This is a genomic window from Bacillus sp. NEAU-CP5 (genome assembly GCF_026420705.1).
GTDB classification, from domain to species: Bacteria; Bacillota; Bacilli; order Bacillales; family Bacillaceae; genus Bacillus; species Bacillus velezensis.
Window position 1 is genome coordinate 889,812 of record NZ_JAPMOV010000002.1, and the last position, 24,185, is coordinate 913,996.

General features: G+C 42.2%; 21 protein-coding genes and 1 other annotated feature. Of the genes, 1 reads left to right on the forward strand and 20 read right to left on the reverse strand.

From position 1 onward, the window contains the following. Positions 1-37 precede the first annotated feature (37 nt). The 3 genes from OTK50_RS09590 to OTK50_RS09600 form a co-directional block, all read right to left on the reverse strand. A complete protein-coding gene (locus OTK50_RS09590) occupies positions 38-349 on the reverse strand; it encodes a rhodanese-like domain-containing protein (protein WP_007613212.1) in 312 nt (103 codons plus the stop codon). A 116-nt stretch (positions 350-465) separates the two neighbouring features. Next, positions 466-2,880: a leucine--tRNA ligase gene (gene leuS, locus OTK50_RS09595; RefSeq protein ID WP_007613214.1), complete on the reverse strand. Its 2,415-nt coding sequence runs from the start codon at positions 2,878-2,880 to the stop codon at positions 466-468. A gap of 109 nt (positions 2,881-2,989) precedes the next feature. Further along, positions 2,990-3,203: a binding site (T-box leader), on the reverse strand. 102 nt (positions 3,204-3,305) lie between these two features. After that, on the reverse strand, positions 3,306-3,641 hold the full coding sequence (locus OTK50_RS09600; protein ID WP_015418038.1) for a DUF4257 domain-containing protein: 336 nt from the start codon (positions 3,639-3,641) through the stop codon (positions 3,306-3,308). Positions 3,642-4,029: 388 nt separating this feature from the next. Here OTK50_RS09600 and OTK50_RS09605 point away from each other — a divergent pair, with 388 nt between their 5' ends. Beyond that, positions 4,030-4,815, forward strand: a complete 786-nt coding sequence (locus OTK50_RS09605; RefSeq protein WP_022553638.1) for a PAS domain-containing protein — start codon at positions 4,030-4,032, stop codon at positions 4,813-4,815. Between the two features lie 41 nt (positions 4,816-4,856). On the opposite strand, the gene OTK50_RS09610 is transcribed toward OTK50_RS09605, so the two are convergent. The 17 genes from OTK50_RS09610 to OTK50_RS09695 form a co-directional block, all read right to left on the reverse strand. Further along, complete coding sequence (locus OTK50_RS09610) at positions 4,857-6,041, reverse strand: MDR family MFS transporter (RefSeq protein WP_045208546.1); 1,185 nt, start codon at positions 6,039-6,041, stop codon at positions 4,857-4,859. A gap of 195 nt (positions 6,042-6,236) precedes the next feature. Next, positions 6,237-6,956: a TIGR02206 family membrane protein gene (locus tag OTK50_RS09615; protein WP_044801530.1), complete on the reverse strand. Its 720-nt coding sequence runs from the start codon at positions 6,954-6,956 to the stop codon at positions 6,237-6,239. A 107-nt stretch (positions 6,957-7,063) separates the two neighbouring features. Next, positions 7,064-9,004 (reverse strand): FtsX-like permease family protein, encoded by a 1,941-nt coding sequence (locus tag OTK50_RS09620; RefSeq protein ID WP_224223743.1) that lies wholly within the window; start codon positions 9,002-9,004, stop codon positions 7,064-7,066. Next, on the reverse strand, positions 9,001-9,753 hold the full coding sequence (locus OTK50_RS09625) for an ABC transporter ATP-binding protein (RefSeq protein ID WP_224223744.1): 753 nt from the start codon (positions 9,751-9,753) through the stop codon (positions 9,001-9,003). The genes OTK50_RS09620 and OTK50_RS09625 overlap by 4 nt, the downstream gene beginning before the upstream one ends. 105 nt (positions 9,754-9,858) lie before the next feature. After that, positions 9,859-10,863, reverse strand: a complete 1,005-nt coding sequence (locus tag OTK50_RS09630; protein WP_224223745.1) for a sensor histidine kinase — start codon at positions 10,861-10,863, stop codon at positions 9,859-9,861. After that, a complete protein-coding gene (locus OTK50_RS09635; RefSeq protein ID WP_014418686.1) occupies positions 10,856-11,551 on the reverse strand; it encodes a response regulator transcription factor in 696 nt (231 codons plus the stop codon). Before OTK50_RS09635 ends, OTK50_RS09630 begins: the two co-directional genes overlap by 8 nt. Positions 11,552-11,615: 64 nt before the next feature. Beyond that, positions 11,616-12,926 (reverse strand): ABC transporter permease, encoded by a 1,311-nt coding sequence (locus tag OTK50_RS09640; RefSeq protein ID WP_224223746.1) that lies wholly within the window; start codon positions 12,924-12,926, stop codon positions 11,616-11,618. Further along, positions 12,916-13,611, reverse strand: coding sequence for an ABC transporter ATP-binding protein (locus OTK50_RS09645; protein WP_007408816.1), 696 nt, complete (start codon positions 13,609-13,611; stop codon positions 12,916-12,918). Before OTK50_RS09645 ends, OTK50_RS09640 begins: the two co-directional genes overlap by 11 nt. A 15-nt stretch (positions 13,612-13,626) precedes the next feature. Continuing rightward, positions 13,627-14,607 (reverse strand): ABC transporter permease, encoded by a 981-nt coding sequence (locus OTK50_RS09650; protein ID WP_224223747.1) that lies wholly within the window; start codon positions 14,605-14,607, stop codon positions 13,627-13,629. Between the two features lie 36 nt (positions 14,608-14,643). Continuing rightward, positions 14,644-15,630: an ABC transporter permease gene (locus tag OTK50_RS09655; protein WP_224223748.1), complete on the reverse strand. Its 987-nt coding sequence runs from the start codon at positions 15,628-15,630 to the stop codon at positions 14,644-14,646. Positions 15,631-15,645: 15 nt separating this feature from the next. Then, positions 15,646-16,632, reverse strand: a complete 987-nt coding sequence (locus tag OTK50_RS09660; protein WP_088461239.1) for an ABC transporter permease subunit — start codon at positions 16,630-16,632, stop codon at positions 15,646-15,648. Beyond that, positions 16,626-17,504, reverse strand: coding sequence for an ABC transporter ATP-binding protein (locus tag OTK50_RS09665; RefSeq protein ID WP_003152276.1), 879 nt, complete (start codon positions 17,502-17,504; stop codon positions 16,626-16,628). Before OTK50_RS09665 ends, OTK50_RS09660 begins: the two co-directional genes overlap by 7 nt. Beyond that, on the reverse strand, positions 17,497-17,889 hold the full coding sequence (gene ytrA, locus OTK50_RS09670) for a GntR family transcriptional regulator YtrA (protein ID WP_003152275.1): 393 nt from the start codon (positions 17,887-17,889) through the stop codon (positions 17,497-17,499). Before ytrA ends, OTK50_RS09665 begins: the two co-directional genes overlap by 8 nt. Positions 17,890-18,237: 348 nt before the next feature. After that, positions 18,238-18,510, reverse strand: a complete 273-nt coding sequence (locus tag OTK50_RS09680; protein ID WP_003152272.1) for a YtzC family protein — start codon at positions 18,508-18,510, stop codon at positions 18,238-18,240. Positions 18,511-18,640: 130 nt separating this feature from the next. Continuing rightward, positions 18,641-20,290, reverse strand: a complete 1,650-nt coding sequence (locus OTK50_RS09685) for an AMP-binding protein (protein WP_130570678.1) — start codon at positions 20,288-20,290, stop codon at positions 18,641-18,643. A gap of 6 nt (positions 20,291-20,296) precedes the next feature. Continuing rightward, the gene (locus OTK50_RS09690; protein ID WP_088461237.1) at positions 20,297-21,409 is read right to left on the reverse strand and encodes an ArsR/SmtB family transcription factor; all 1,113 of its coding nucleotides are present in this window, start codon (positions 21,407-21,409) and stop codon (positions 20,297-20,299) included. Between the two features lie 9 nt (positions 21,410-21,418). Further along, positions 21,419-24,178, reverse strand: coding sequence for a beta-ketoacyl synthase N-terminal-like domain-containing protein (locus OTK50_RS09695; protein WP_130570677.1), 2,760 nt, complete (start codon positions 24,176-24,178; stop codon positions 21,419-21,421). Positions 24,179-24,185: the final 7 nt, after the last annotated feature.

Here is a 24,185-nt window from a genome sequence, read left to right on the forward strand (position 1 = left end):
AAAGACGCACGTCCTTTTTCTTCTTCACTTCAAAGCGTTATTTCTTCGGCTTTGTTTCGCCTTCCCACTCCAGCATGCCGCCTTCAACATTAACCGTACGGAAGCCCTGCTCATGTAAATACATACAAACGTTCATGCTTCTTTTTCCGGAGCGGCAGATAAATACATACTCCTTGTCCTTGTCTAACGCATCCATCTTCTCAGGGATGTCCCCCATGCGGATGTGAACGGCCTGCGGAATCATTCCTTCGGCAACTTCTTCGTCTTCTCTGACATCAATCAGATACAGCTCTTCTCCCGCTTTTAATTTTTCTTCCAGTGCGGCTGTGCTGATTTCATTTATTTTCAATGTATGACACTCCCATTCATCTTTATGGTGTTAAGTATACCAAAGCCCGCGGTGCAATTTCTATGATAGAGGCCTGATAAAAAAGCCCCTCTCTGTAGGAGAGGGGCTTCGTCCGGTCAGTTTGCCACGATATTGACAAGCTTGCCCGGTACGGCAATGATTTTCCGGATTGTTTTTCCTTCAAGCTGCTCTTTTACTTTTTCGTCAGCTTGTGCGAGCTGTTCTAACGCTGCTTTATCAGCATCAGCCGGAACCATTAATTTCGCTTTCACTTTTCCGTTCAGCTGGACGACGATTTCAACTTCATCATCCACCAGTTTTGATTCGTCATAAGCAGGCCAAGCCTCGTATGCAATCGAACCTTCGTGGCCGAGTTTTTCCCACAGTTCTTCAGCCAAATGCGGCGCAATAGGAGAAAGCAGCTTCACAAAACCTTCGATATAGTCTTTCGGCAGTTCATTCGCTTTGTAAGCTTCATTAATGAAGACCATCAGCTGAGAAATGCCCGTGTTAAAACGAAGGGCTTCGAAGTTTTCTGTCACTTTCATGACCGTTTCATGATAGACGCGCTCAAGAGTTTCGCCTGCGCCTTCTGTCACTTTGCCCGTCAGCTCGCCGTTTTCCTCGATAAACAAACGCCATACGCGGTCAAGGAAGCGGCGCGCTCCGTCAAGGCCTGATTCAGACCAGGCGATAGATGCATCAAGCGGCCCCATAAACATTTCGTACAGGCGGAGCGTATCTGCTCCGTGAGACGCCACAATTTCATCCGGATTGACGACGTTTCCGCGGGATTTACTCATTTTTTCATTGTTTTCCCCGAGAATCATTCCTTGGTTATACAGCTTTTGGAACGGTTCTTTCGTCGGCACGACACCGATATCGTAGAGGAATTTATGCCAGAAACGCGCGTACAGAAGGTGAAGCACGGCATGCTCCGCTCCTCCGATGTAAATATCAACGGGCAGCCATTTATCCAGTTTCTCAGGTGAAGCGAGCTGATCCGGATTTTTCGGGTCGATAAAGCGGAGGAAATACCAGCAGCTTCCCGCCCATTGCGGCATCGTGTTCGTTTCTCTTCTGCCTTTTTTGCCCGTTTCAGGATCAGTGACTTCCACCCACTCTTTAATGTTGGCAAGCGGTGATTCACCTGTTCCGCTCGGTTTGATTTCATCGGTTTTCGGCAGAATCAGCGGCAGCTCTTCCGCCGGAACGGCTGTTGACGTGCCGTCTTCCCAATGAATAACCGGAATCGGCTCGCCCCAATAGCGCTGGCGGCTGAACAGCCAATCACGCAGACGGTATGTCACTTTTTTCTCACCGTTTTTCGTTTCTTCAAGCCAGGCGATCATTTTTTCAATCGCTTCCGCTTTATTCAGTCCGTTCAGAAAGCCGGAATTGACATGCTCTCCGTCTCCCGTGTACGCTTCTTCTTCCGTGTTTCCGCCTTTTACGACTTCTTTGACAGGCAGGCTGAACACTTTGGCGAATTCAAAATCACGTTCATCATGCGCCGGCACGGCCATTACAGCGCCCGTTCCGTAAGAGGCGAGGACATAATCCGCTATCCAGATCGGCAGCTTTTCCCCGTTTGCAGGGTTTACGGCATATGCGCCTGTGAAGACGCCCGTTTTTGTTTTCGCAAGATCCGTCCGTTCCAGGTCACTTTTCGCCTGAACTTCTTTAACATAAGCGTCTACCGCTTCTTTTTGTTCAGGTGTCGTGATGGCCTCCACAAGCTCATGCTCAGGAGCCAGTACGGCATAAGCCGCGCCGAACAGCGTGTCTGGTCTTGTCGTAAACACCGTAAACGTGTCATCAGTGCCGTCGATCGCGAAATGCACGTTTGCGCCTTCTGAGCGTCCGATCCAGTTGCGCTGCATGTCTTTAATGCTTTCCGGCCAGTCAAGTTCTTCTAAATCTTCAAGAAGCCTGTCCGCATAAGCGGTGATTTTCAGCATCCATTGTCTCATCGGACGGCGTTCAACCGGATGGCCGCCCCGCTCGCTTTTGCCGTCAATGACCTCTTCGTTCGCAAGCACCGTTCCGAGCGCCGGGCACCAGTTGACCGGCACTTCGTCTACGTAAGCGAGCCCTTTTTCGTACAGCTTGGTGAAGATCCACTGCGTCCACTTGTAATAGTCCGGATCAGTCGTATTGATTTCACGATCCCAATCGTAAGAAAATCCGAGTGATTGGATCTGGCGGCGGAAATTATCTATATTTTGTTTTGTGAACTCAGCCGGATCATTCCCCGTGTCAAGCGCGTATTGCTCGGCAGGAAGCCCGAATGCGTCCCATCCCATCGGATGAAGCACGTTGTACCCTTGCATGCGTCTCATGCGCGAAAGGATATCGGTTGCCGTATAGCCTTCCGGATGTCCGACATGAAGGCCGGCTCCTGAAGGATACGGGAACATGTCAAGCGCGTAAAACTTCGGCTTGTCATTCTCTTCACTGACGGCGAACGTTTTATGATCCAACCAGTAATTCTGCCATTTCTTTTCTATTTTTTCGTGCTGAAAACTCAACGTAAAAACCTCCTTCTGATTGAATACGGCGTATGTAGTCCAAGTATTGACGGGATGAGAAAGATTATATTCAGATTATTCTAAAACTAAAAAAAACTCCCTCATCCCAAAAAGGGACGAGAGATTTTTATTTCCCGCGGTACCACCCTCGTTAGCGCGGTTTTAAGCCGCACTCACTTGATACTTTTAACGCAGTTATGCGTCAGCGGTTTTGCCGCTGCAACTCTGAGGCGAGTTCGGAAACAGACTTGATTGACTTGCACCGGCCGTCAACTCTCTGATTGCAAAATCTGCTTCTTACTGCTCCTCTTCACTGTTCTTATCGCTACCGTAATCTTACCTGTATTTTATAGAATTCTGTTCATAAGTGCAAGCAGGTTTGTATACAATGGGAATGTACCCAGAACGGGTCATGAGCGGGGATATTATTTTGATGGAGGATTTTTTTGCTGGTGTGGTTTTGCTTCGGCCGAATCACTGTTTTGTTCTCTGACAAAATCAAAGCTCCTGAGAACAGCTTCTCCGCCGTAGCCTGCGATTATGGATAAGATGACGAGTTGAATTCCTGAATCGGGGTCAGCGGATAAGACAAGTAAGATGGAAGCAGCCATTCCGATAAAACCATCTTCCAAAAAACCGAGATAGATAAACCGCTTTGTCATTCTGGGTTTCTCCAGCCTGCCTCTCTTTTTCACATGACCGAGAACCCCCATGATGCCTCCAATTACACAAGCAATTATTACCTGATGCAGCATCTTCATCACCTTCCTAAAGCCCTTATTTAGTAAAGCGACTTCAGGCCATCCAGCCCCCTTACGAATACGATGATATTCGATATCTACATACCGGCGATTGAGCAGGAAAGTAAAAAGCTTGTTTCTTCCATTATATGTGAACACATGATCGGTAAGCTTGATGCATTAGATTCATTTTTCACCCAGTGACAATGACCTAGTCACTTACTTAGCGATGATGTGCCTTCCCCTTATATATTCAGTGTATATGAGGACAAGCCCGAATGACAAATTGCAAACTTCGGCTGCTTGAATCAGAACATATGTTATGCTACGGTTACTGTAGATTCATTTAAAAAGGGGAGAAACAACGGCTGAAAAAGCGCACAGCTTTACGGCCAAAAGGGGGTTTTACATGGCTGACTCAAATGTATTCGGAAAACTGGAGCAGCTGGAGCTTATCAAAAAGGCGCTTGATCACGCACGCATCGGCGTGGTGATTACAGACCCCTCTCTTGAGGACAATCCCATCATATATACAAATCAGGGATTTATGGATATGACAGGCTACTCTTCCGAAGAGATATTAGGTAAGAACTGCAGATTTCTGCAAAGCAAAGAAACCGACCGTCAACAAGTCGCGAAAATAAGAAAGAGCTTAAACCAGAAAGAAAAGATCACGGTGCGGCTGAAAAATGTCAAAAAAGACGGCACCCCATTTTGGAATGAACTCAACATTGATCCTCTGTATGTTGAAGACAAGCTCTATTTTGTCGGTTTTCAAAAAGACATTACAGAGCAGAAAGAATACGAAAAGCTCCTTGAGGACTCCCTCGCAGAAATCACGACACTGTCAACGCCGATTGTTCCGATCCGAAACGGCATTTCCGCTTTGCCGTTAGTGGGAAACTTAACGGAAGAACGATTTGATTCAATCGTGACAACTTTGACGGACATATTAACCGCATCTAAAGATGATTACTTAATTATAGACTTATCAGGTCTGGCCGAGGTAAACGAACAGACCGCAGACCGGATTTTCAAATTGCACCATCTGCTTAAATTAATCGGCACGGAATTGATTATCACCGGGATCAAGCCTTCCCTCGCCATGAGAATGAATCAGCTTGATGCCAGCTTTTCTTCATTAAAGACATATTTAAACGTTAAGGACGCGGTCAATGTGCTTCCGGTCGTATAAACAAAAAAATCCCGCCGAAACAGCGGGATTCTTTTATGTCGTCATCGCACTTGGACGTTTTGTTTATTAACGGTTTTCAGGCGTTTGTCGTACAGCACCGTCGCTGCGATGCTGACAACAAGAAGCACCATCAGAATCAACAGCAGCACGCTCATGCCGTACTGATCAACCAGCACGCCGCCAAGGAGCGGCCCGATCATTCTGCCGCCCGTCGCCGCACTGTTGACGAATCCTTGGTAAAACCCTTCTTTCCCCTTAGGCGCAAGCTGATTGGCAATGGTAGGCACGGCAGGCCAGACAAGCATTTCTCCGACGGTTAAAATCACCATTGCGGTGAGGTACATCGGAAATTGCTTGGCGCTGAGAAGCACGCCGAACGAGACGATAAAAATACAAAAGCCGATGACCATCTGCGTTTTTAACGCACCGGACCATTTTTTCAGAACAGCTCCTATGAGAGGCTGTCCGGCGACAATTAATATTCCGTTTACGGTCCAAAGCACACTGTATAATGAAAGCGGCATACCGATGCTTTGAGTATGTGACGCAACGGTTGTGGACCACTGCGAATAGGCAATCCACCCGAGAACATACCCGCCGCTCAATATGAGAAGCGCCGTAAATTTCGTTCTGCTGCTGACAGGCTCGTAGTCCAGAACAGAGACCTGGCTCGCATTTCCGGTTTTGATATTTCGAAACCCGAAAAATACGATAAGGAAAAACAGCACATACAGCAAAGCATTGGCTAAAAACACGTACGTAAACGAGTACGCCGCAACCATCCCGCCGAGTGCCGAGCCCACGGCGACACCTGCGTTCTGAGCTACATAGATCGCATTAAAAGCTCTCCGCCCGCCTTCTTTCCATACCGCTCCCGCCATGGCATAACTGGCCGGAAACACGATACCGGAACCGAAGCCGACAACGGTGAGCAGCCAAATATAAACGGGCCATTGGTGAAACAGAACGAGTCCGAGAAGACTAGCTAATGTGATCATAATGCCCAGCATAATGGATTTGAATCCGCCGATTTTATCAAACAAAAATCCGCCGCATAAATTCCCCGCCACACTGGCACCGGAATTCAGCATCAGAACAATCCCCGCAACAGTCAGCGATTTCCCTAAATGATTATGAATATAGATCGTATTCAGCGGCCACAAAAAAGATGCGCCCGTCACATTGATAAACATTCCGATGATTAATATCTTCAAAGCGCGCGGCATACCGATCCCCCTCTCTCTATAAAAAACCCCATGAAAAAACGGAAACCGCAAGCCGCGGCTCCGTATCGAACACGTTATCATAGCACATTCATTCTATCGCCGCGGACGTCTTTTTTCAACATCAGAATCTGAAAAAAATAATGCCCGAATGTTGAAAAAATTACAAATGATTGGATTCACAAAAACAGGCCGGCCTCACGCTCTTTTCCTCAGCAGCCAAAACGGAATATACAGAATGAAAAAGCTCAATATCACCGCCGCTTCCATTGATAGAAGATACCACGGCCAAGGTCCGAAAACATTCAGAAGCGAAGCGGTCTTCGGCTTTTTCATTAAATATAGGTAATTTGCATTCAGCACACGATCAATAAAAAAGACACACGCCCCGTACAGATTTACGATCAGCACCGATACCCACAGCCCGCGCGCCGACGGCCTGTACCTTTCTGAAGCGGCCATGAATAGACAGGTAAGAAAAACACACCCGTGGGAGACGAAAAACACGATGTACCGAAAATGAGGGAAAGAATACGCCCCTAAATCAGGTGTTGCCATCGCCTGTATAGCGCTGCCCAAACCGGCAAAATAGAGGAAGGCGAACAGTTTTTTGCTTTTTGTCATGACCATCAGCATCGCCAAATAGACGGAAAGGTCGCTCAGCTGCAGCGGCAGAGCTGTTTTCAGCGACCAGGCATGATGACATAGCAGCCATATATGATAGCTGATCTGCGACACGGCAAGGAGAATGAACAGTACATAGCGGAAAACGCAATTCGACCGGCCGTGGTTGAGCTTTTTCCGGAATACGATCACGCCCGCCCCCAGCAATCCGATGATCAACAGCGTGAAAATGTGTTCCTTGGAAAAAAGATGAAAGGCCCCTGTTTCAGATTTCAATTGAAAATACTTCTGCATAAGGCTCCCCCGCGCGAAAAAATGACGTATGTCTATTCTTTTAAAAATCGCTTTCTTCTATTCATACAAAAAAAGCCTCCGCTTATGCGGAGGCTCCTCAACTTGTTTTACAAGGCGGATTGAATGACCTTTTTATAGTATAGCACCGACAGCATGCCGAAGATGGAGTACAGCAGCGTATACAGCGCCATGACGATGATCATCGGCGTCCACACTTCCGTTCCGAATAAAAACCATCCTGACTGAACGGCAAAATAGCTGTGGAACAGCCCGAGAACGAGCGGAATCCCGAAATGATACGCCTGCTTCCGGCGGATGCCTTTCAGCAGATCTCCCGTTGTGAAGCCGAGCTTCCGCAATATCGTGTAATCAGCCTTCTCATCCTCACACTCGCCCATTTGTTTAAAATAAAGGATACAGCCTGAGGTGATCAGAAAGGTCAATCCCAAAAAGCCGACAATAAACATGATCAGCCCCATGTTTTTCTTTTGCGTGTCAGCCGTTTCAAATTGCGAAAGCGCGCCATCTGAATAGTGCTGCGCCTGAAACAGGCCATCAGCTTTTTGGATGTCCTCTTCACGTTTGAGTGTAATGCCGAAAAACCGATTTGATTTTCCCTGAATGGACGGGTCGATATCTTTCTCGATCCGATCAAATACCTGCTGCGTGACGATAACGGTCGGCAGCCCTCCGCTTGTAAATGTATATGACAGGAGGAAGTCGTTCTTCAAGCCCTTATACGCCAGCGGTATTTTATCCGTTTTGCCGTTTATATCAATGGAACCTGACGTTTTCAGGTCGAGAAATCTTTTCATCATATCATTATATCCGGTAAACACGGCTTCTCCGTCAGAAAGCTCCGTCCCTTCTGCGTCTTTCTCGCTTATAATCGGCAGCGCCAAGCTGGACGGGTCTTGTTGAAAGCTTTTCATATCGCCGTTTATGATGTTCTTCATATTGACACCGGCTTGAATGGTCTTGATTGTTTTCACTTTGTGTTCAATTCCGTTTTTCTTCAATAAAGCGGTAAATGAGTCAGTCTCCTTTTGGTTATCAAACGCAAAGTCCGCGGCAGTATTTTGCTCAGCCGATTTTTCCGCGGAATAGTACGAAATATAGCTTAAAGACAGCAAACCGATTGCCAGCGCCGAAAGAGTCGTAATAATCGTCAGCAGCACGGCGTTTGACTTCATCCGGAACATGATGGATGACAAAGACAGCACTTCACTGACATTCAGATACCCGCCTTTTGATTTTCGGATGAGATTTGCCAGAAAGCTGACCGAACCTTTATAAAACAGATAAGTTCCGATAATGACCGAGCCGAGAATAAACACCATGGCCGAAAACAGTTCATTCATGCTCGTAAAACTGCCTCCGAATAAATCCGCGGACACGGCATAGCCGGCGATAATGGCCGCAATACCGACAACGCCGATCGACATCTGCACCCAAGAAAGCCGTCTTATGCCGCTTTCTGACGATGACGCGGTTTTAAATAAAGACAAAATGCTTTGCCGTTTAATAAATAAGTAATTCATCACCATAATCAGCAGGTAAATTGCCCCGAACACAATTAACGTCTGAACGAGCGCCTTGCTTGAAAAAAACAGTGAGACAGAGGCTTTCACACCGACTGTATGAAACAGCATCATCATACATAATTTCGAAAGAGAAAAGCCGGCAAAAATACCGATCCAAATCGATCCGAAATACAAAATGAAATTTTCTGTGCTGAGTATGCGGAAAATGTGCATTTTCGTCATGCCGATTAATCGGAATAAGCCGATTTCCCGGCCGCGCCGTTTAATAAAAATGGTGTTAGCGTATAAAAGAAATACCGACACGATCGCCACAAGCAGTACAGAGGCGGCCCGGATTGCCGCCGCTCCTTTTATGGAGCTTTTCATTTCATCAAGCGCCGGATCGTATTGCATCGTAACAAATGCGAAATAAAGGGCGGCGCTGAACACCAGCGCAAAAACGTAAAGGTAATAGTTTTTCATATTCTTTTTCAGATTCTGGAAGATCAAATGATGAATACTCATGCCTGAACCCCGCCCAATACACTTTGCGTTTTCATAATATCCTGAAAAAAGTCCGGTCTGTCCTGGCCGCCTTTATTCAGCTGTGTATACACACGGCCGTCTTTAATGAAAACCACACGGCCGGAATAGCTGGCGGCAACCGGATCATGCGTCACCATCACAATGGTGGCGCGGCGTTTTTGATTCAGATGGCTGAGTTTATTCAGTAAATCCATGGCAGCCTTTGAATCGAGCGCTCCGGTCGGCTCATCAGCAAAAATAATGCCCGGTTCGTGAATAACAGCTCTTGCGGCAGACGTCCGCTGTTTTTGCCCGCCGGAAATTTCACTCGGATACTTATGTCGCAAATCATAGATCCCAAGCTCCTCTGCCGTCTCGGCAAATCGCAGGTCCGCCTCTTTCTTAGACATTTTCGTAATGGATAACGGCAGGAGTATGTTTTCCTTCACGGTCAGCGTGTCCAATAAATTATAATCCTGAAAAATAAAGCCGAGATGCCGTTTTCTGAATTCGGCAAGCTGTTTTTCTTTCATGGATGTAATCTCCGTCTCATTCAGTTTAATGGTGCCCGCGCTCACTTTATCAATGGAGGAAAGCACATTCAAAAGGGTCGTTTTCCCTGATCCCGACGGGCCCATAATGCTGACGAATTCCCCTTTGTGAATCTGAAGATCAATTCCTTTCAGCACCTCTTGTTTATTCAGCTTGTTTCCGTAGCTTTTTTGGATATTGCCTGCTTCTAAAATCATCGCGTTATGATTCTCCTTTTACATTGGTTACCTTTATTTTAAAAACAGAAGCCGTTTTTTTCGTTTGATTAAGCGAACAAAAGAGAAAAGCATGTGACACTTTTGTCACATGCTGAACATGCTGACGGCATCGTTCTGTTTCGGAAACACCAAGGTAAAAACCGTGCCGCTTTCCGGCTCAGAGCGCACGCTGATCCGGATGAGAAGAGGAGCCGCAGCTTTTTGAGCCAAATACAGGCCCATCCCCGTTGATGCGTGATCTCGCCTCATTCGCGTCGAGGTAAATCCCTTTTCAAAAATGCGCGGAAGATCTTTGGGCTCGATGCCGATGCCGCGGTCTTCGATATCCACATGCACCCGGCCGTTTTGTTCATAGCTTTTTACGGTAATGTCATCCGCCTCACTGTATTTGACGGCATTGCTTAACAGCTGCCTGATGATGAAGGAAAGCCATTTTCCGTCACTGAGTACGCCCGGTGATTCAAGCTGAATGTCAAATCCGATCCCTTTTTGTATGCACCATGATTGCAGATTTTTAATTTCTTTGAAAACGAGCGGTCTGAGCTGAACGCGCTGGAATGATAAATCATTTTCAATAAAGGACAATCGTTTCTGATGAAGCTGCTGGTCCAGGAGATGGTGAATCCGCAGCCATTCATACAGCAAAGGGGCTTTCAGCGGCTGTTCATCAAGACGCTCAATCATGAGATGCATCGCTGTCAGCGGTGTTTTGACCTCGTGAATCCATGACATCAGATCGTCCTTTTCATGCTCTGAAGCCGCCTGAAGGTGAAGTGAGCTTTTTCTTAACTGCTCTGTCTGCCCTTCAATGCTTTCTTCAACGATAGACTCAAACGGACTGTCAGGCGCTTTAAGATAAGACATGTCTAAATTGGCGTCCCACTCTCTTAAGCTTTTATAATAGGCGGTCTCTTTACGATAGCGGAACAAGAGAAATACAAGAAACACAAGAAGCGACAGGTAAACGAAATACAGCACCGAAAAAAACGGAATAGACGGATCAATATATGCCGCAAAAAGGAGCACAGCCTGCTGCAAAAGAAACATCGCGATCCAGCTTTTTCTTTCGAGCAGAAATGATTTAATCATAAAGACCGTCTTCTTCCTTTGCGATGTATCCCTGTCCCACCTTGGTTTCAATCATTTTCCCGATGCCTAATTGATCGAGTTTTTTCCGCAGCCGGTTGACATTCACCGTCAGCGTATTATCACTGACGAAACGCTCATCATTCCATAGGCTTCTGATGAGTTCTTCCCGGCTGACGATTTTATTTTTCTGCTCAGCCAGCAGTTTTAAGATCAGCATTTCGTTTTTGGTCAGCTCGACCGAACCGTTTTTACGGCTGACCGTGTTGGTTTCTGTGTCAATGACCGCCCCGCACCATCTTTTCATCAGCGCCGGTTCTGTGCCGTATTGGTGCACACGGCGGAACACCGCCTGTATTTTCGCGATTAACACATCAAAGTGAAAAGGCTTCTGAATAAAATCATCTGCCCCGAGCTGCATCGACATGACCATATCCGCGGGATGATCGCGCGAGGACAAAAAGAGAATCGGCACGTTTGATTGGGAGCGTATCATTCTGCACCAATGAAAGCCGTCAAATTTCGGCAGCTGTACATCAATGATCACCAAATCAGGCTTGATTTCGGAAAACTCCCGGATGACCCGGCTGAAATCTTTTATTCCGTGCACCGCAAATGACCAGCCCGTTAATCTCTCTTTCATCTCGTGAAACAAAGTGTTATCATCTTCTATTAACAAAATGTGAAACATGGTATCCGCCCTTTTCTGATAAATAGAGGAAAAACCGGCTGATGTCCAGCCGGCTTTTTTTCCTTTACAGTTCTCTTCTTAATGCGGTCAGAACGTTGGTTTTTGTCGCTTTGCGGGCCGGATTCATACCGGAAATCACCGCGACCCCCGCACAAATGACAACTGCGATCACAACGAGGCTGAGCGGGATATAGGAGAAGGTATAATGAAGATCTTCAGCTCCGGTGTTTCCCCCTACCGCTTCCAAGATAACCGGCACAGCCAGATTGACGGCAAAACTCACTCCGTAAGAAATGATAATCCCGATGACAGAACCTAATATCCCGATATAGGCGCTTTCCATCAGGAACATTCTGCGGATGATGGACGGGCTTGCGCCGATCGCTTTCATAATCCCGATTTCCTGCGTTCGTTCCGTCACCGCCATCGTCATCGTATTGAAAATACCGATAGCAGAAATCACGACGGCGATAAAGCCGACAAAGATCAGGCCGATTTTAAAGACGAGGAAAAAGGTATTGACGCCCTTCAGCTCGGTAGTGACAGATCTGACATAAAAGCCGTCATCCGTGAGGTCATGGGTAAGCTGATCGACATGATCGAATTTGTCCGCATACACATTGATGCTTTTTTCCGCATTTCCATTCTTCAGATCCAAGAATGTCGAGAAGTCTTTCTTGAATTGATCACTCACAAAAATATTTGTATCCTCCATCCAATCTTGGGACGGTTTTTTTGTAATTCCGACTACTTTAAAGTCGTACGTTTTCGTTTTCTCAACGTCTCCGTCTTTGTTTGTTTTGGAGATGCTCAACTGTATCGTTTTATTAAGCAGGTCTTTCGTATAGCCTTTTGGTTTTTTCACCTCCGACATGTCGCCTTGGTGATCCTTTAACTCTTTGTCGTAAGCGTCAGCCTCTTTTTTCGTCAATAGGTTCTTCGCAAAATCATAGCCGACCACGATTTCATTCTCTGTACGGGCGACCCTTCCCTGATCAAGCTCCATATTGGCTTTGACTTCATCGTTCATGTTTGTCAGCACAATGGCTGAATCTTCATTTGTTCGGTTTCCCAATGACGCTTTATTCGGTTCATACACTTGTGTTCTCTCAACGACAGACTTGACATTTTTATACTTTTCCAAGTCTGATTTCTTCACGGCTTTTCCGTTTTCTTGGCCGAGTACGTTGATTTCCGTAACAATCTGCTGGCTCATCGTAATGTCTGTAATCGTTTTTTGGATGCCGAATCCGACGGAAGCCAGCACCACTAAAAACGCGCACGCCATTGTCGTCGCCAGCACCGTCATGAAAACACGCAGCCGGTTTTTCTTCATATTTCTTCTGATAAAGTGAATCTGATCCTTAAATCTCAACAGTAACGCCCCCTTTTAATACACCGTCATGCAGCTGGAATTTTGAATGCGCGATCGAAGCGACTTCATCGTCATGCGTAATGATGACAAATGTAATCCCGCGCTCCCGGTTCAGCTGCTGAATTAATGCAAGCACCTCAAGTTCCGTTTCTGAATCAAGGCTTCCCGTCGGCTCATCAGCTAAAATAATCGACGGATTTAAAATCAGGGCTCTTGCGATACTGACACGCTGCTGCTGGCCGCCTGACAGCTCATTCGGATAATGATTCGCATGATTCTCAAGTCCGACCCGTTTCAGCATGTCCGCGACTTTCTGCTTGCGTTCAGACGGTTTGACGCCTTTTAAGGCAAGCGGCATTTCAACATTTTCATAGGTTGTCAGACTTGGAATGAGCTGAAAACTTTGAAAAATAAAGCCGAAATGCCCGAGGCGGAACTGCGCCCACTCTTTTTCACTGAAGCCCGTCACATCAGTGCCGTTAATGACGATACGGCCCTTCGTCGGCGCTATGTACCCGGATATTAAATTCAGAAGTGTTGATTTTCCGGAACCGCTCCGCCCGACGATACAGGCGATTTCCCCTTTTTCAACGGTCAAAGAGACATCCTTCAATACCGGAACCTCACTCTCTCTGCCTTTCCTGCCGATTTTAAATGAATGATCAATATGCTGTACTTCTATCACGTACACCACTCCCCCTTATATCTGTTTCGTTTTTTTATAGATGAAGTAATAACTGATGAAAAACCCGATAACCGCGCCGATAAGCATGCCGAATATGTAACCGGTATACGAACCGTTATAAGCATATCCGCATACCCCCGCACTTCCCAGCATACTGAGCACCATGACGAGCACTTGAATGGTGCGTTCAATGTGTTTGCTTAGGATAAAATGTCCGCTTCGTTCACTCGGCATTTTCAGGAAATTCGCATAGCCGAATAGATAGAAACAAAATCCCATTAATGCGGAGATTAACAATGCGTGTTTCATGTAATACATCCATGATATATGGATGTAAGCGGCAGGCATGAAATAGATCAGAAACCCGCTCCAAGGGAAATCAATATCCGGCACAGCCTGCCTGCCAAAAAGGAACTCAGCGTTTAACAGGTAAATCGTCATAACCACGATCGGAAAGACGGAAACCGTGAACGCTGTGATCAGCTGCGCCGCTAAATTGCCCGTTATCGTGCCGGCAGCTGTCACTAATGCATAAATCATCAAGCTGATGACCAGCATCCCTGAGCTGAACGATTGAAAATGATGGACAGCGTCAGGTTTAAGCGCTAGAAACAATATGTCAGATACTCCGTAAGAAACAAACTGCGAGCCGGCTAACACGGCTGCTCCCAAGAAAAACTTCGTATGAAATATCCGGCTTCTCGAATACGGAAGACTCAGTGTAAACATCCTTTCAGCCCGGCCTCCTCTTATCAGAAAAAGCCCCATCATAACCGGAGGAATGAAATGCAGCCCAATCAAATTCCGATTGCTGTAATCAATGCTGAACGTACAAACTGAACCTGAATATTGATGAAGCGCACTCAAACAATCCTTATAGTGAAAATACTCATTTATAATTGCCAAAGGGCCTAAAATAGCTAAGAACCCCGCTGTAAGAAGCAGCAGCGTCTGCCGCTGCTTCCATTCTTTATAAAGCAAACCGCTAATCGGCACCTTGCCTTCCTCCAAACTGTTCATTTTCAAACAGATCTATATATGCTTTGACTTCCTGTAAACCGTAAAATAACTGATGAAAAACCCGATAACCGCGCCGAAGATAATGCCGGCTAAATAGCCGAACATCGTGTCTGTGACCCCATATCCGAAAACGCCGAAACCCATAACGGCAAAGGCAATCACCAAGATCTGCACCGGACGGTCCAATTTTCTCCAAAGAAAGAATCTGCCGTTCCGTTCATTCGGGTGTTTCAGAAAGCTGACATAACCGATCAGATAAAAGACAAGGCTCATCACAATCGGAATGATTAAAACCAAATCCCTTTCTCTGATCCAGTCGTTAAACACATATCCAATAGGGGTTACAAATATAAAAAGACGGGATTCGATATAACTGCTGATAAAAGAAAATTGATCTCCGACACTAAAATCGAAAACGACCTCCAAATTCGCGGCCGGCAGACCGATGAGTAAAAAGGGCAGAACTGTTACTGTAAACGCCGTTAACAGCTGGGCGAATATCTGTCCCGTTAATGCGCCGGATGCCATTAACAAGGCGTAAGCCATAAAACTGATGACAATCATTCCGATTGAAAAATGATCAAAATCGTACGTATGGCTCGGTTTCAGCAAAGATATCAGCAATGACGCCGCTCCATAGCCTATCGCCTGAGGAACAACAATGACTGCCCCGCCGAGCCAGAATTTCGTCTGAAAGATTTGGCCTCTGCTGTAAGGCATGCTTAACAAGGCATCCATCGTTCCCTTTGTCCGTTCCAAGCCTAATAAGAAGACAGCAATGATGACACTCACAACCCAGCTGAAGGAAAGAGGCGACCCATTCGTATAATTGACAACGAATTCACAATCTTGAAGAGCTGGGTTATTCAAACATTCTTGATATGTTGAGTAGTTGTTATAAACCATAAAAGGGTTTGCCGCCATTAAAAGAATGCCGCTGCATAAAAACAACCACTGATTTTTTTTCCATTCTGTGTACAACAATCCCCGCGGTATCATTCCGGTCCTCCTCTCTTACACATGCTTCGTTTTTTTATAAATCACAAAATAACTGACCAAAAATCCGATCGCTCCTCCGACCAGCATCCCGGCCACATACCCTGTCATCGTATGTCCCGTCGAGTACCCCGCCAGGCCAAAACCGAGAACGGCGATTATGATCACCACAATCTGAATGGGCCGGTCAAGCTGTCTCCAGAGAAAAAAACGGCCGTTCCGTTCCACCGGCTGCCTGACATAGCAAAAGTACCCGATGGCATAAAATACAATGCTCATCACTGCCGGAATGATTAATATATACTTGCTGGCAGATACCCAATCGGTATTAACGTACATGATCGGATTCAAGTATTGAAAAAGATTGTATACTTCGAGGTAAGCATCGACTGACGGCATCAGCTCATATATGCTGACTCCGAAGATGACTTCTACATTGGACAGCGGCAACGTAATAATCAGGTAAGGTGCTATCGACACGGCAAACGCCGTTAACAGCTGGGCGAACGTATTCCCCGTTAAGCAGCCCGCGCTCGCAACCAATGTAAAAGCCAAAACACTCACAATAATCTCTCCGACGCTGTAATGATGGAAGAAATATACGCGCTCAGGCTTTAACAGAAGAATGAGCAGCTCAGCCAGCCCGTAGCCGATCACCTGAGCGCCGGTAATGACCGCCGCCCCGAGCCAAAATTTAGTGTGAAACACCTGAGCGCGGGAATAAGGCAGACTGAAAAGCGTATCAATCGTACCTTTTGTGCGCTCCAGTCCGAATAAGCAAACCGCCAAAATCACAGCGGGCGCCCAGTTTAAGTTCAGCATTCCGCTTTCCAGAGAATTCACATAAAACTTACAATATGCTTCCGGGGTGTCAAGACAGCCTTGATAGACCAGATAGGTATTTAACACTTCAAACGGATTGACCGCCGCTAAAAAAAGGCCGACAATCACGAGAATGGTTCGATTCTGCATCCATTCCCTGTACAGCAATCCCCTGTCTACCATCTCCGGTTCCCTCCAAACTTCGCGATGAAGACTTCTTCTAAGTTCACAGGAAGTTCGTTCCATACTTTCGGCTGCAGCTCTTGCAGAAAGTTCTTTTTCTTCTCATCGTTCTTTTGAATCAGCACCGTATAAAACACACCGGCATGGTCGAGAATCGGTATGTTTTGTTCTCTGATCTTCAAGGCGACGTCCTCTTCAAATGCCATTTGGATTTTCATGTACTCTTCCTTCATATCATCCAAGTCCATCACATTCGTCAGCTGATTTCCTTCCAAAAACCCGATCCGGTTGCACATTCGCTCAATATCTTCTAAACGGTGTGAAGTAATCAGAATGCTCGTTTCCCGTTCAGCCACTTCATCCACCATAAGCTGAAGCACATCATGACGCGTTACGGCGTCAATTCCGTCCGTCGGTTCATCCAAAAGAATAAGTGCCGGGCGTGAAGCAAAGGCAAGGACGAGCGCAAGCTGTTTTTTCAGGCCTGTCGATAATTCACGGTATTTCTTCGTTTCCGGAATGCCGTACCTGTTCATCAGCTCATTGGCGTAAGTCACATCAAAATTCGGATAGATTCTGCTTACAATCGCAACAAGCTGTTTATATGTATACTTGTCATAAAAAGGATTTTCAACAGGCATATAAATGATGTTCTGTTTTACTTTCGGATGCCGCTTTATTTCCACCTGATTAAATAAAACCGTCCCTTGATCCGGCAGCAGAATCTGCTGAATGAGCCGGAGCAGTGTTGTTTTCCCTGATCCGTTTCGCCCGAGCAGCCCGAAAATTTCCCCCTTTCCGATGGTGAGCGAAATATCCTTGAGCACTTCTTTACCGTCTATCGTTTTTGAGAGATTCCGCAATTCAATCATGATCCTTGCCTCCTTTCACATCAGCGCTGATTTCCTTTATCCATTCCTGCAGCTTCTCCAGCTCAACTCCCGCGTAATGGGCATCGATGATGAGCTGTTTCAATTGCTCTTTTATCATCGTCATCTTCCCTTCAACCAATGTCGTTTTTGCATTCTCCGATATATACGTTCCTCTTCCCCTCAGCGTTTCAATGACACCATCGCGTTCGAGCTCCTTGTATGCTTTACTGACTGTGTTCGGATTGGCGATAATGATCGTTGCCAATTCCCTGACAGAAGGAAGTTTATCCCCCGGCTTCATGATCCCTTTTAAACAAAGCTCTTTCAGTTGCTGTATGATCTGCTCATAAATCGGAGTTGAGCTTCTCGGATCGATTTGAATCATTTACTTCCCTTCTTTCTTTTACGAGCTGCTCTCTTTCTTTAAATGTTCTGCCATTGAAAACCGATGACGACAAGAACGACAAACAGACTGCTGGCCAAAACCGAGGCGGCGATAATAAGAGGCACATCTTGTTTTACGGATCTTTTGTTTTTCATGAAAGTTCCCCTTCCCTATGCTTAACATTTATATGTCGATTTCATTTTTCGAGTGTTTTATGTGTATTACATCAAGTAGTACACGTAATACAATAAACACACTCCGCCCTATTGTCAATTCTTTTTTTAAAAGAAATACAAAAAAACCCGCCGGGATTCCGGCAGGTTTGCTGAACCATTTGAAACGGCGCGGTCAGTAATCAAAATTACGCTGCAAAATCATATTGTTTTGCAAGGTCTGCAGCTGCAATCTCATTCGGTAAAGCTGCTCTCTTTGCTGATCATTCGCAGATAATGACAGCTTGTTTAATTCATTCACGGCGTTTTCAAGCATCATTTGCGCTTCACTGTACTCATTATCATTATAATGCTCTTGTTTCGAAGCGGTCATAAATTGCTCATTCGCAAATTCATACGCCTGTTCGCTTCTTTGGAGATGTTCATCTACTGATTGTCTTGTTGCCATTAAACAGTCCTCCTATTGATAATGTCATATCAATAGTATTTCTTATTCCAAATAAATTCTCACAAGAAATATCAGGTAATTCATACACAAGACAGAAACGGTATAAAATACGATTAAATGTAAAACTTAATCAAGACAGAATTAACTCTTTATAAAAATCCGCCATTTTAGAACGTTGCACTTTACCGCTTGTAGTTTTGAAAATTTTCCTAACAGGTATAACTTGATGTACATTCAAACCCAATTGTTTTGTTAATTCTCTTTTCAATTCCTTCTCTGCTGTTGTAATATCGTAACTTTTCTTACATTTTACAAATAACACAATATCTTCTTCCGCCTTTGTTTCATTCGGGACCCCGCATGCCACAACATTACCTAATTCAATATCCTTTACATTCTCTGCTACTCTCTCTATATCATGTGAATAATAATTTTGGCCATTCTTTATAATGATATCCTTTGTTCTTCCGGTAATAACCAAACTATTATTATGTATAAACCCAAGGTCTCCTGTATTTAACCATCCATCTGCAGTTATAGCGTCTTTGGTAGCAGATTCATTATTGTAATACCCAGACGTTACGTTTTCCCCCTTTATTTGCACATGACCTATAAAATCATCATCCAGAACGTGATTATTAGAATCACATATACGGAAAGAACAATGACGTACAGCTGGGCCAACTTCAACAAAAGTTATTCCCTCTTCTTCTTCAACAGTTTTTTGAATTTTTTGACCTACTTCTAAAGCTTCCCTATTAAGGGTTACAGGAACAAAAGGGTTTCCTAATTTTGGGACACTAACAGCAACTGTAGCCTCAGCTAAACCATATACAGTATTTAGGGTTTCATATTTTAATCCGAATTGTTTCATTTCCTCTAAAAATCTCTGGCACAAAGAAGTAGAAATCGGTTCTGCTCCATTAGCTAATAATCTAACACAAGTTAAATCCCAGTTATAGATTTGATTTTTTTTGTAGTTATCCAACAAAAACTTATATCCAAAGTTAGGGGAATATAATTGTGTAACACGGTGTTGATGTGTTTTCAATAACCACAAAGTCGGTCTTCGGATAAAAACGGAGGTTGGAATTATATATTGTTGAATTTTTTTATACGTTGATGCTAAGTGAATAGCAATGAGGCCCATATCATGAGTTAAAGGCATCCAGCTTAGTGAGGAATCGGATTCCGATGTCTCCCAAGCCTCATTTAATGCTGATATATTAGTAATAAGATTTTTATGTGTTAATATTACACCTTTAGGATTTCCAGTTGTACCAGAAGAGAATTGAATAAAAGCAATTTCTTCTGGTTTCGGGGAAATTAATTCACCCACTTCATTAGAATTCTTAATTTCATCTAAATAAATTGAGTGTTTTACAATTGATGAATAAGTTTCTGCATCCGCAACTTTCTCAAGTGAATGTAATGTTCTTTGATCAGAAATACAATAAGGATTATTAAGAATACTCCATATACGAAGTATTTTTTGTTTATGCTCTTCATTATACCCCACACTTAAAGGAATAGGTATGATTCCACCTAATATGCACGCCCAAAAAACTTTAATAAATTGTTCATTATCCTCAATTAGTATAATTAGTTCATCTTTCTTTTTTAAACCCTTTTTTTGCAAAACACCTAATACTTTTCTGGATTTTTCAAATAATTGAGCATAAGAAATATATACTTCATTATCGGATCCATTTATAAATGTAATTCCTTTATCATCTCGATTTTCAGCATCAACTATAAAATCATAAACTGTTTTATACACTTAATTTTACTCCTCTTTCTCTAAAATTAAAGCAGACTTAAATTTCCCTAATAATCCATTTAGAAGAGAATGAAATTTAGAAGAATTAAGATAATAGTATGTTTTATTTTGATTTCTCGTACTCTCAACTAAACCTTGCAATGTCAAAATTCTCATATGGTGTGAAATCGTTGCGTTGGTTAAATTTAGTTGTTCAGCAATCTCATTAGCATACATTTTTTTATGACTAAGTAAGATTAATATCTTGAACTTACTTTTATCCGATAAAAGCTTCAAAAAATCAATGATGTGATTAATCTCTGCTTTCTCCAATGTATTTTCAAAAATTTCATCAACTTTATAACCCAGTCCAACATAAATGTTATCTTCACTTTTCGTAATAGTTGCAGTGTAAGGTAAAAGTGTTGGATATATATTAATATAATTACAAGATAAGTATTCCTTACCTTTTAACGTACTGATTATCTTTTTTGGAAAATCCATATTTATGTTTTTTAATTGATTCATCCACTCATCTCTAAATTTAATTAAATTATAAATCGCCTCGTTAAGATAACCATTCACCAACATTAATTTATTGCAAAATTGATCTACATAAGTTTTAGGAGATTTCATTACCTTAAATATGATCCACTTGTATTCGGGCTTTATATTTAGATTATTAAGTAGCTCAAATAAACTTTCCCTATCATTTAAATACTGTTGGGTAGATGTTTCGGTTTTAAGATCTCCTTGTAAATAAATTAGAGACTCTAAAATATTTTTTCTTATCTCTTCTTCTGTAACTGCAGACAAATAATCAATAATTTCAAAAAAACCTTTCGTATAAATTTGTGGTATTTTAAAAAATGTTGTGGCTAAACAAAAAATATTTGCATTCCTAACATCTTTGTAGTCGCAAAAGCTGCCAAAATAAAAATTTAAAAACTCATTATCTAACTCTTTTATTCTTTTAAGATCATCTAGTAATACAAAATATTCATTATCTAATTTTATACCCATTTTAATGCTATAATCTTTGAAGAATCCTTCGTGTTTTAAGAAAAGCAGAGAAGAAATCTTATCAAAAAAATCCGAAACACTGTCACTAATCACCAACTTCACATCTAAACACCTCATAAAATAAAATCAAAAATCATAAATTCTTTTTTTCACAAATGAAATTGTTGCAATATCTTCATGGCCAGGGCATATTATAGTATTATCTTCAGTATTATTAATTAAATAAGAAATGGATTTCTTTAAATAATCTTCATTTCCTGTTTTTTTATCGGGTTTTGCTTTTTTATCTTTAAAAATAGTATCACCTGTAAATAAAAGTTTGTCATAAAGCACGCATACGCTACCTGTTGTATGACCCGGACTGAGAATTATCTTGAGGCTAATATCTCCAATGTTTAAAACAGTATATTTATCTTTAATTAGGATATCATCGCTTTCAAACGTAAAACTTTTCCCAAGAAGGGCAAGTCCATTATTTATGATATCTCTCGCAAAATTTATTTCTCTTTCATGAATTATGAAATTACAATTGAATTTTTCTTTTATTTCATTTGCAGAATAAGTATGATCAAAGTGAGCATGTGTAAGAACAATATAATCTATTCGATTCAATTTCAATCTTTCACAGAACTCTGTTAAATATTCTAAACTAACTCCAGAATCAATAAGGATACTCTTATGACGATTACAAATTAAATACGTGTTTGAATTATTTATTCCATTCGAGAATTTATAAACTTTACAATTATTCTTTTCAAAAATTAATTCATCTGTTTCATTATTTTTTTGTGATGCTTCATTAACGTAATCTAGAATTTCATTTAATGTTTCTTTTTCTATAAACACTTCTAATGAAATATTGGGTATTTTCGACTCTATTTCATGATACATACTTACCAAGCTCAAGGAATCTCCACCTACTTGGTAAATATCTTGAGAAAAGTCTATTTTATTTAGGCCAAATAGTTTTGCCCATGTTTCAACTACAATTTTTTCTTTTTCATTTAAAATAACATCGTCATTTAAGACAAAGTCTATTTTTTCTTCACTATACCAGCACCGAGTTTTCTTAAAGGTGAAAACAGGCAAAGAAACAACTTGATTATGTTCTTTATAATACATGTCCCAACTTATTTCACCGCCCATAATATACCTTCTGCAAATTTGCCTTAAATCGTCTTGAGACTCATCTCCTAAAGACAATTCTTTTACATTAGAGGTTATATCACTAACGTTAAAAAAAATTTCACTATCTTTAATAATTTTATTTCCTTGTTGAATCTTATTTAATGCTTCTTTTAATTTTTCTAATAAATCTTCCTTACATGATGCTATTATAGCCACTCTATTTGCTAAATGATCTCTTCTGCAATTCAATGTATATCCAATATCACTTAGTAGCATCAGATTCTCTTCAAGAAGAAAATTATATAAATCACTTAATAGAAAAGTTAAAGTATCCAAATCGTTTGCAGAAAATGTGAATATTTGAGGCTCTAAACAATCCTCATTTGGAATAGTTCTTTTTTTGTCGTAATTAGAAATAATCATATGGCAATTAGTTCCGCTCATACCAAATGAACTTATACATCCTAACAGCAATTCTTTTTTATGTAACTCTACTTTCTCAGTATTAATAAACACAGGTGAGTTACTAAAATCTATATTTTTATTAGGAGTATTATAATTTATCGTTGGGGGAAACATTTGATTTTTTAATGCAAGCACGCTTTTTAATAATCCAGCAGCTCCGGATGCACTTAATAAATGACCTATATTATTTTTTACAGACCCCATAGGCAAATAATTTTTTTTGTTAATTTCGGAGAAAGCACGATTGATTGCTTCTATCTCTATTACATCTCCAATTGCAGTTCCTGTTCCATGCCCTTCTATAAACGAAATGTCATTGATATCTATATTGGACTTGCTAATATTTTCCGAAATAAGGTTTTCCTGTCCTTCAATGCTTGGAGTAGCAACCCCAAAAGAAAACCCTTGATTACTAACACTACTTCCTTCTATCACAGAATAAATGTTATCATTATCTCTTAAAGCACTGAATAAAGGTTTTAAAATAAATGTAATAATACCTTCTCCAAATCCTGTTCCATCTGAGTCATTGTCATAAGCCCTCGTTCTAAAAGTACTCGATTCAATGCCGAGCCTTACTTCATGCTGAAGAGGAATAAGATTTAAGTTACATCCCCCTGCAATAGCCATCTCACATTCATTATGAATTATAGCTTTACATGCTTCGTGAACTGCTACAAGAGAGGAGGAACAAGAAGTATCTAGAGTCATACTAGGTCCTTTTAAATCTAAATAATAAGAAACCCGACTAGCAATCATTGAAGGAAGATTATTAACAATACTTACAGGATTTCGAATAGATGAATCATATATAACCTTATCATAATTATATATTGAATCACTATTACTGCTACCAACGTATACACCAATATTACTTCCGTTAACTTTTTTTTCTGGGTATCCTGCATCCAATAATGCATGAATACTTGACTCTAAAAATAATCTTTGACGAGGGTCCATCAAAGATGCTTCTTGATAAGGAATATTAAAATATTTGTAATCAAATTTATCCACATCGTTTACAAAAGCCATTTGCTGATAGTTTATTTTTTTCGTATCTATACCTTTATTCTCAAAAAAATAATCGCAATCCTTTTTTCTCTGGCTATCTATTTCTCCAATACAATCAACTCCATTAACCAAATTACCCCAAAAATCTCTAAAGTTATTTGATTTAGGTAATCTCGAGCTTATTCCAATTATAGCGACTTTGGTTTCTATTTCTTTTTTAGTGAACTTAATTTCGTTTTTATCTAGTTGTTCAAAAACATTAAACATAAAAACATCACTCACCTTTTTA

Coding starts and splice junctions, on each gene's coding strand:
- OTK50_RS09600 (WP_015418038.1), bottom strand. CDS start 3,641: ATGAAGATGCTGCATCAGGTAATAATTGCTTGTGTAATTGGAGGCATC.
- OTK50_RS09605 (WP_022553638.1), top strand. CDS start 4,030: ATGGCTGACTCAAATGTATTCGGAAAACTGGAGCAGCTGGAGCTTATC.
- OTK50_RS09610 (WP_045208546.1), bottom strand. CDS start 6,041: ATGCCGCGCGCTTTGAAGATATTAATCATCGGAATGTTTATCAATGTG.
- OTK50_RS09615 (WP_044801530.1), bottom strand. CDS start 6,956: ATGCAGAAGTATTTTCAATTGAAATCTGAAACAGGGGCCTTTCATCTT.
- OTK50_RS09620 (WP_224223743.1), bottom strand. CDS start 9,004: ATGAGTATTCATCATTTGATCTTCCAGAATCTGAAAAAGAATATGAAA.
- OTK50_RS09625 (WP_224223744.1), bottom strand. CDS start 9,753: ATGATTTTAGAAGCAGGCAATATCCAAAAAAGCTACGGAAACAAGCTG.
- OTK50_RS09630 (WP_224223745.1), bottom strand. CDS start 10,863: ATGATTAAATCATTTCTGCTCGAAAGAAAAAGCTGGATCGCGATGTTT.
- OTK50_RS09635 (WP_014418686.1), bottom strand. CDS start 11,551: ATGTTTCACATTTTGTTAATAGAAGATGATAACACTTTGTTTCACGAG.
- OTK50_RS09655 (WP_224223748.1), bottom strand. CDS start 15,630: ATGATACCGCGGGGATTGTTGTACACAGAATGGAAAAAAAATCAGTGG.
- OTK50_RS09660 (WP_088461239.1), bottom strand. CDS start 16,632: ATGGTAGACAGGGGATTGCTGTACAGGGAATGGATGCAGAATCGAACC.
- OTK50_RS09665 (WP_003152276.1), bottom strand. CDS start 17,504: ATGATTGAATTGCGGAATCTCTCAAAAACGATAGACGGTAAAGAAGTG.
- ytrA (WP_003152275.1), bottom strand. CDS start 17,889: ATGATTCAAATCGATCCGAGAAGCTCAACTCCGATTTATGAGCAGATC.
- OTK50_RS09680 (WP_003152272.1), bottom strand. CDS start 18,510: ATGGCAACAAGACAATCAGTAGATGAACATCTCCAAAGAAGCGAACAG.
- OTK50_RS09690 (WP_088461237.1), bottom strand. CDS start 21,409: ATGAGGTGTTTAGATGTGAAGTTGGTGATTAGTGACAGTGTTTCGGAT.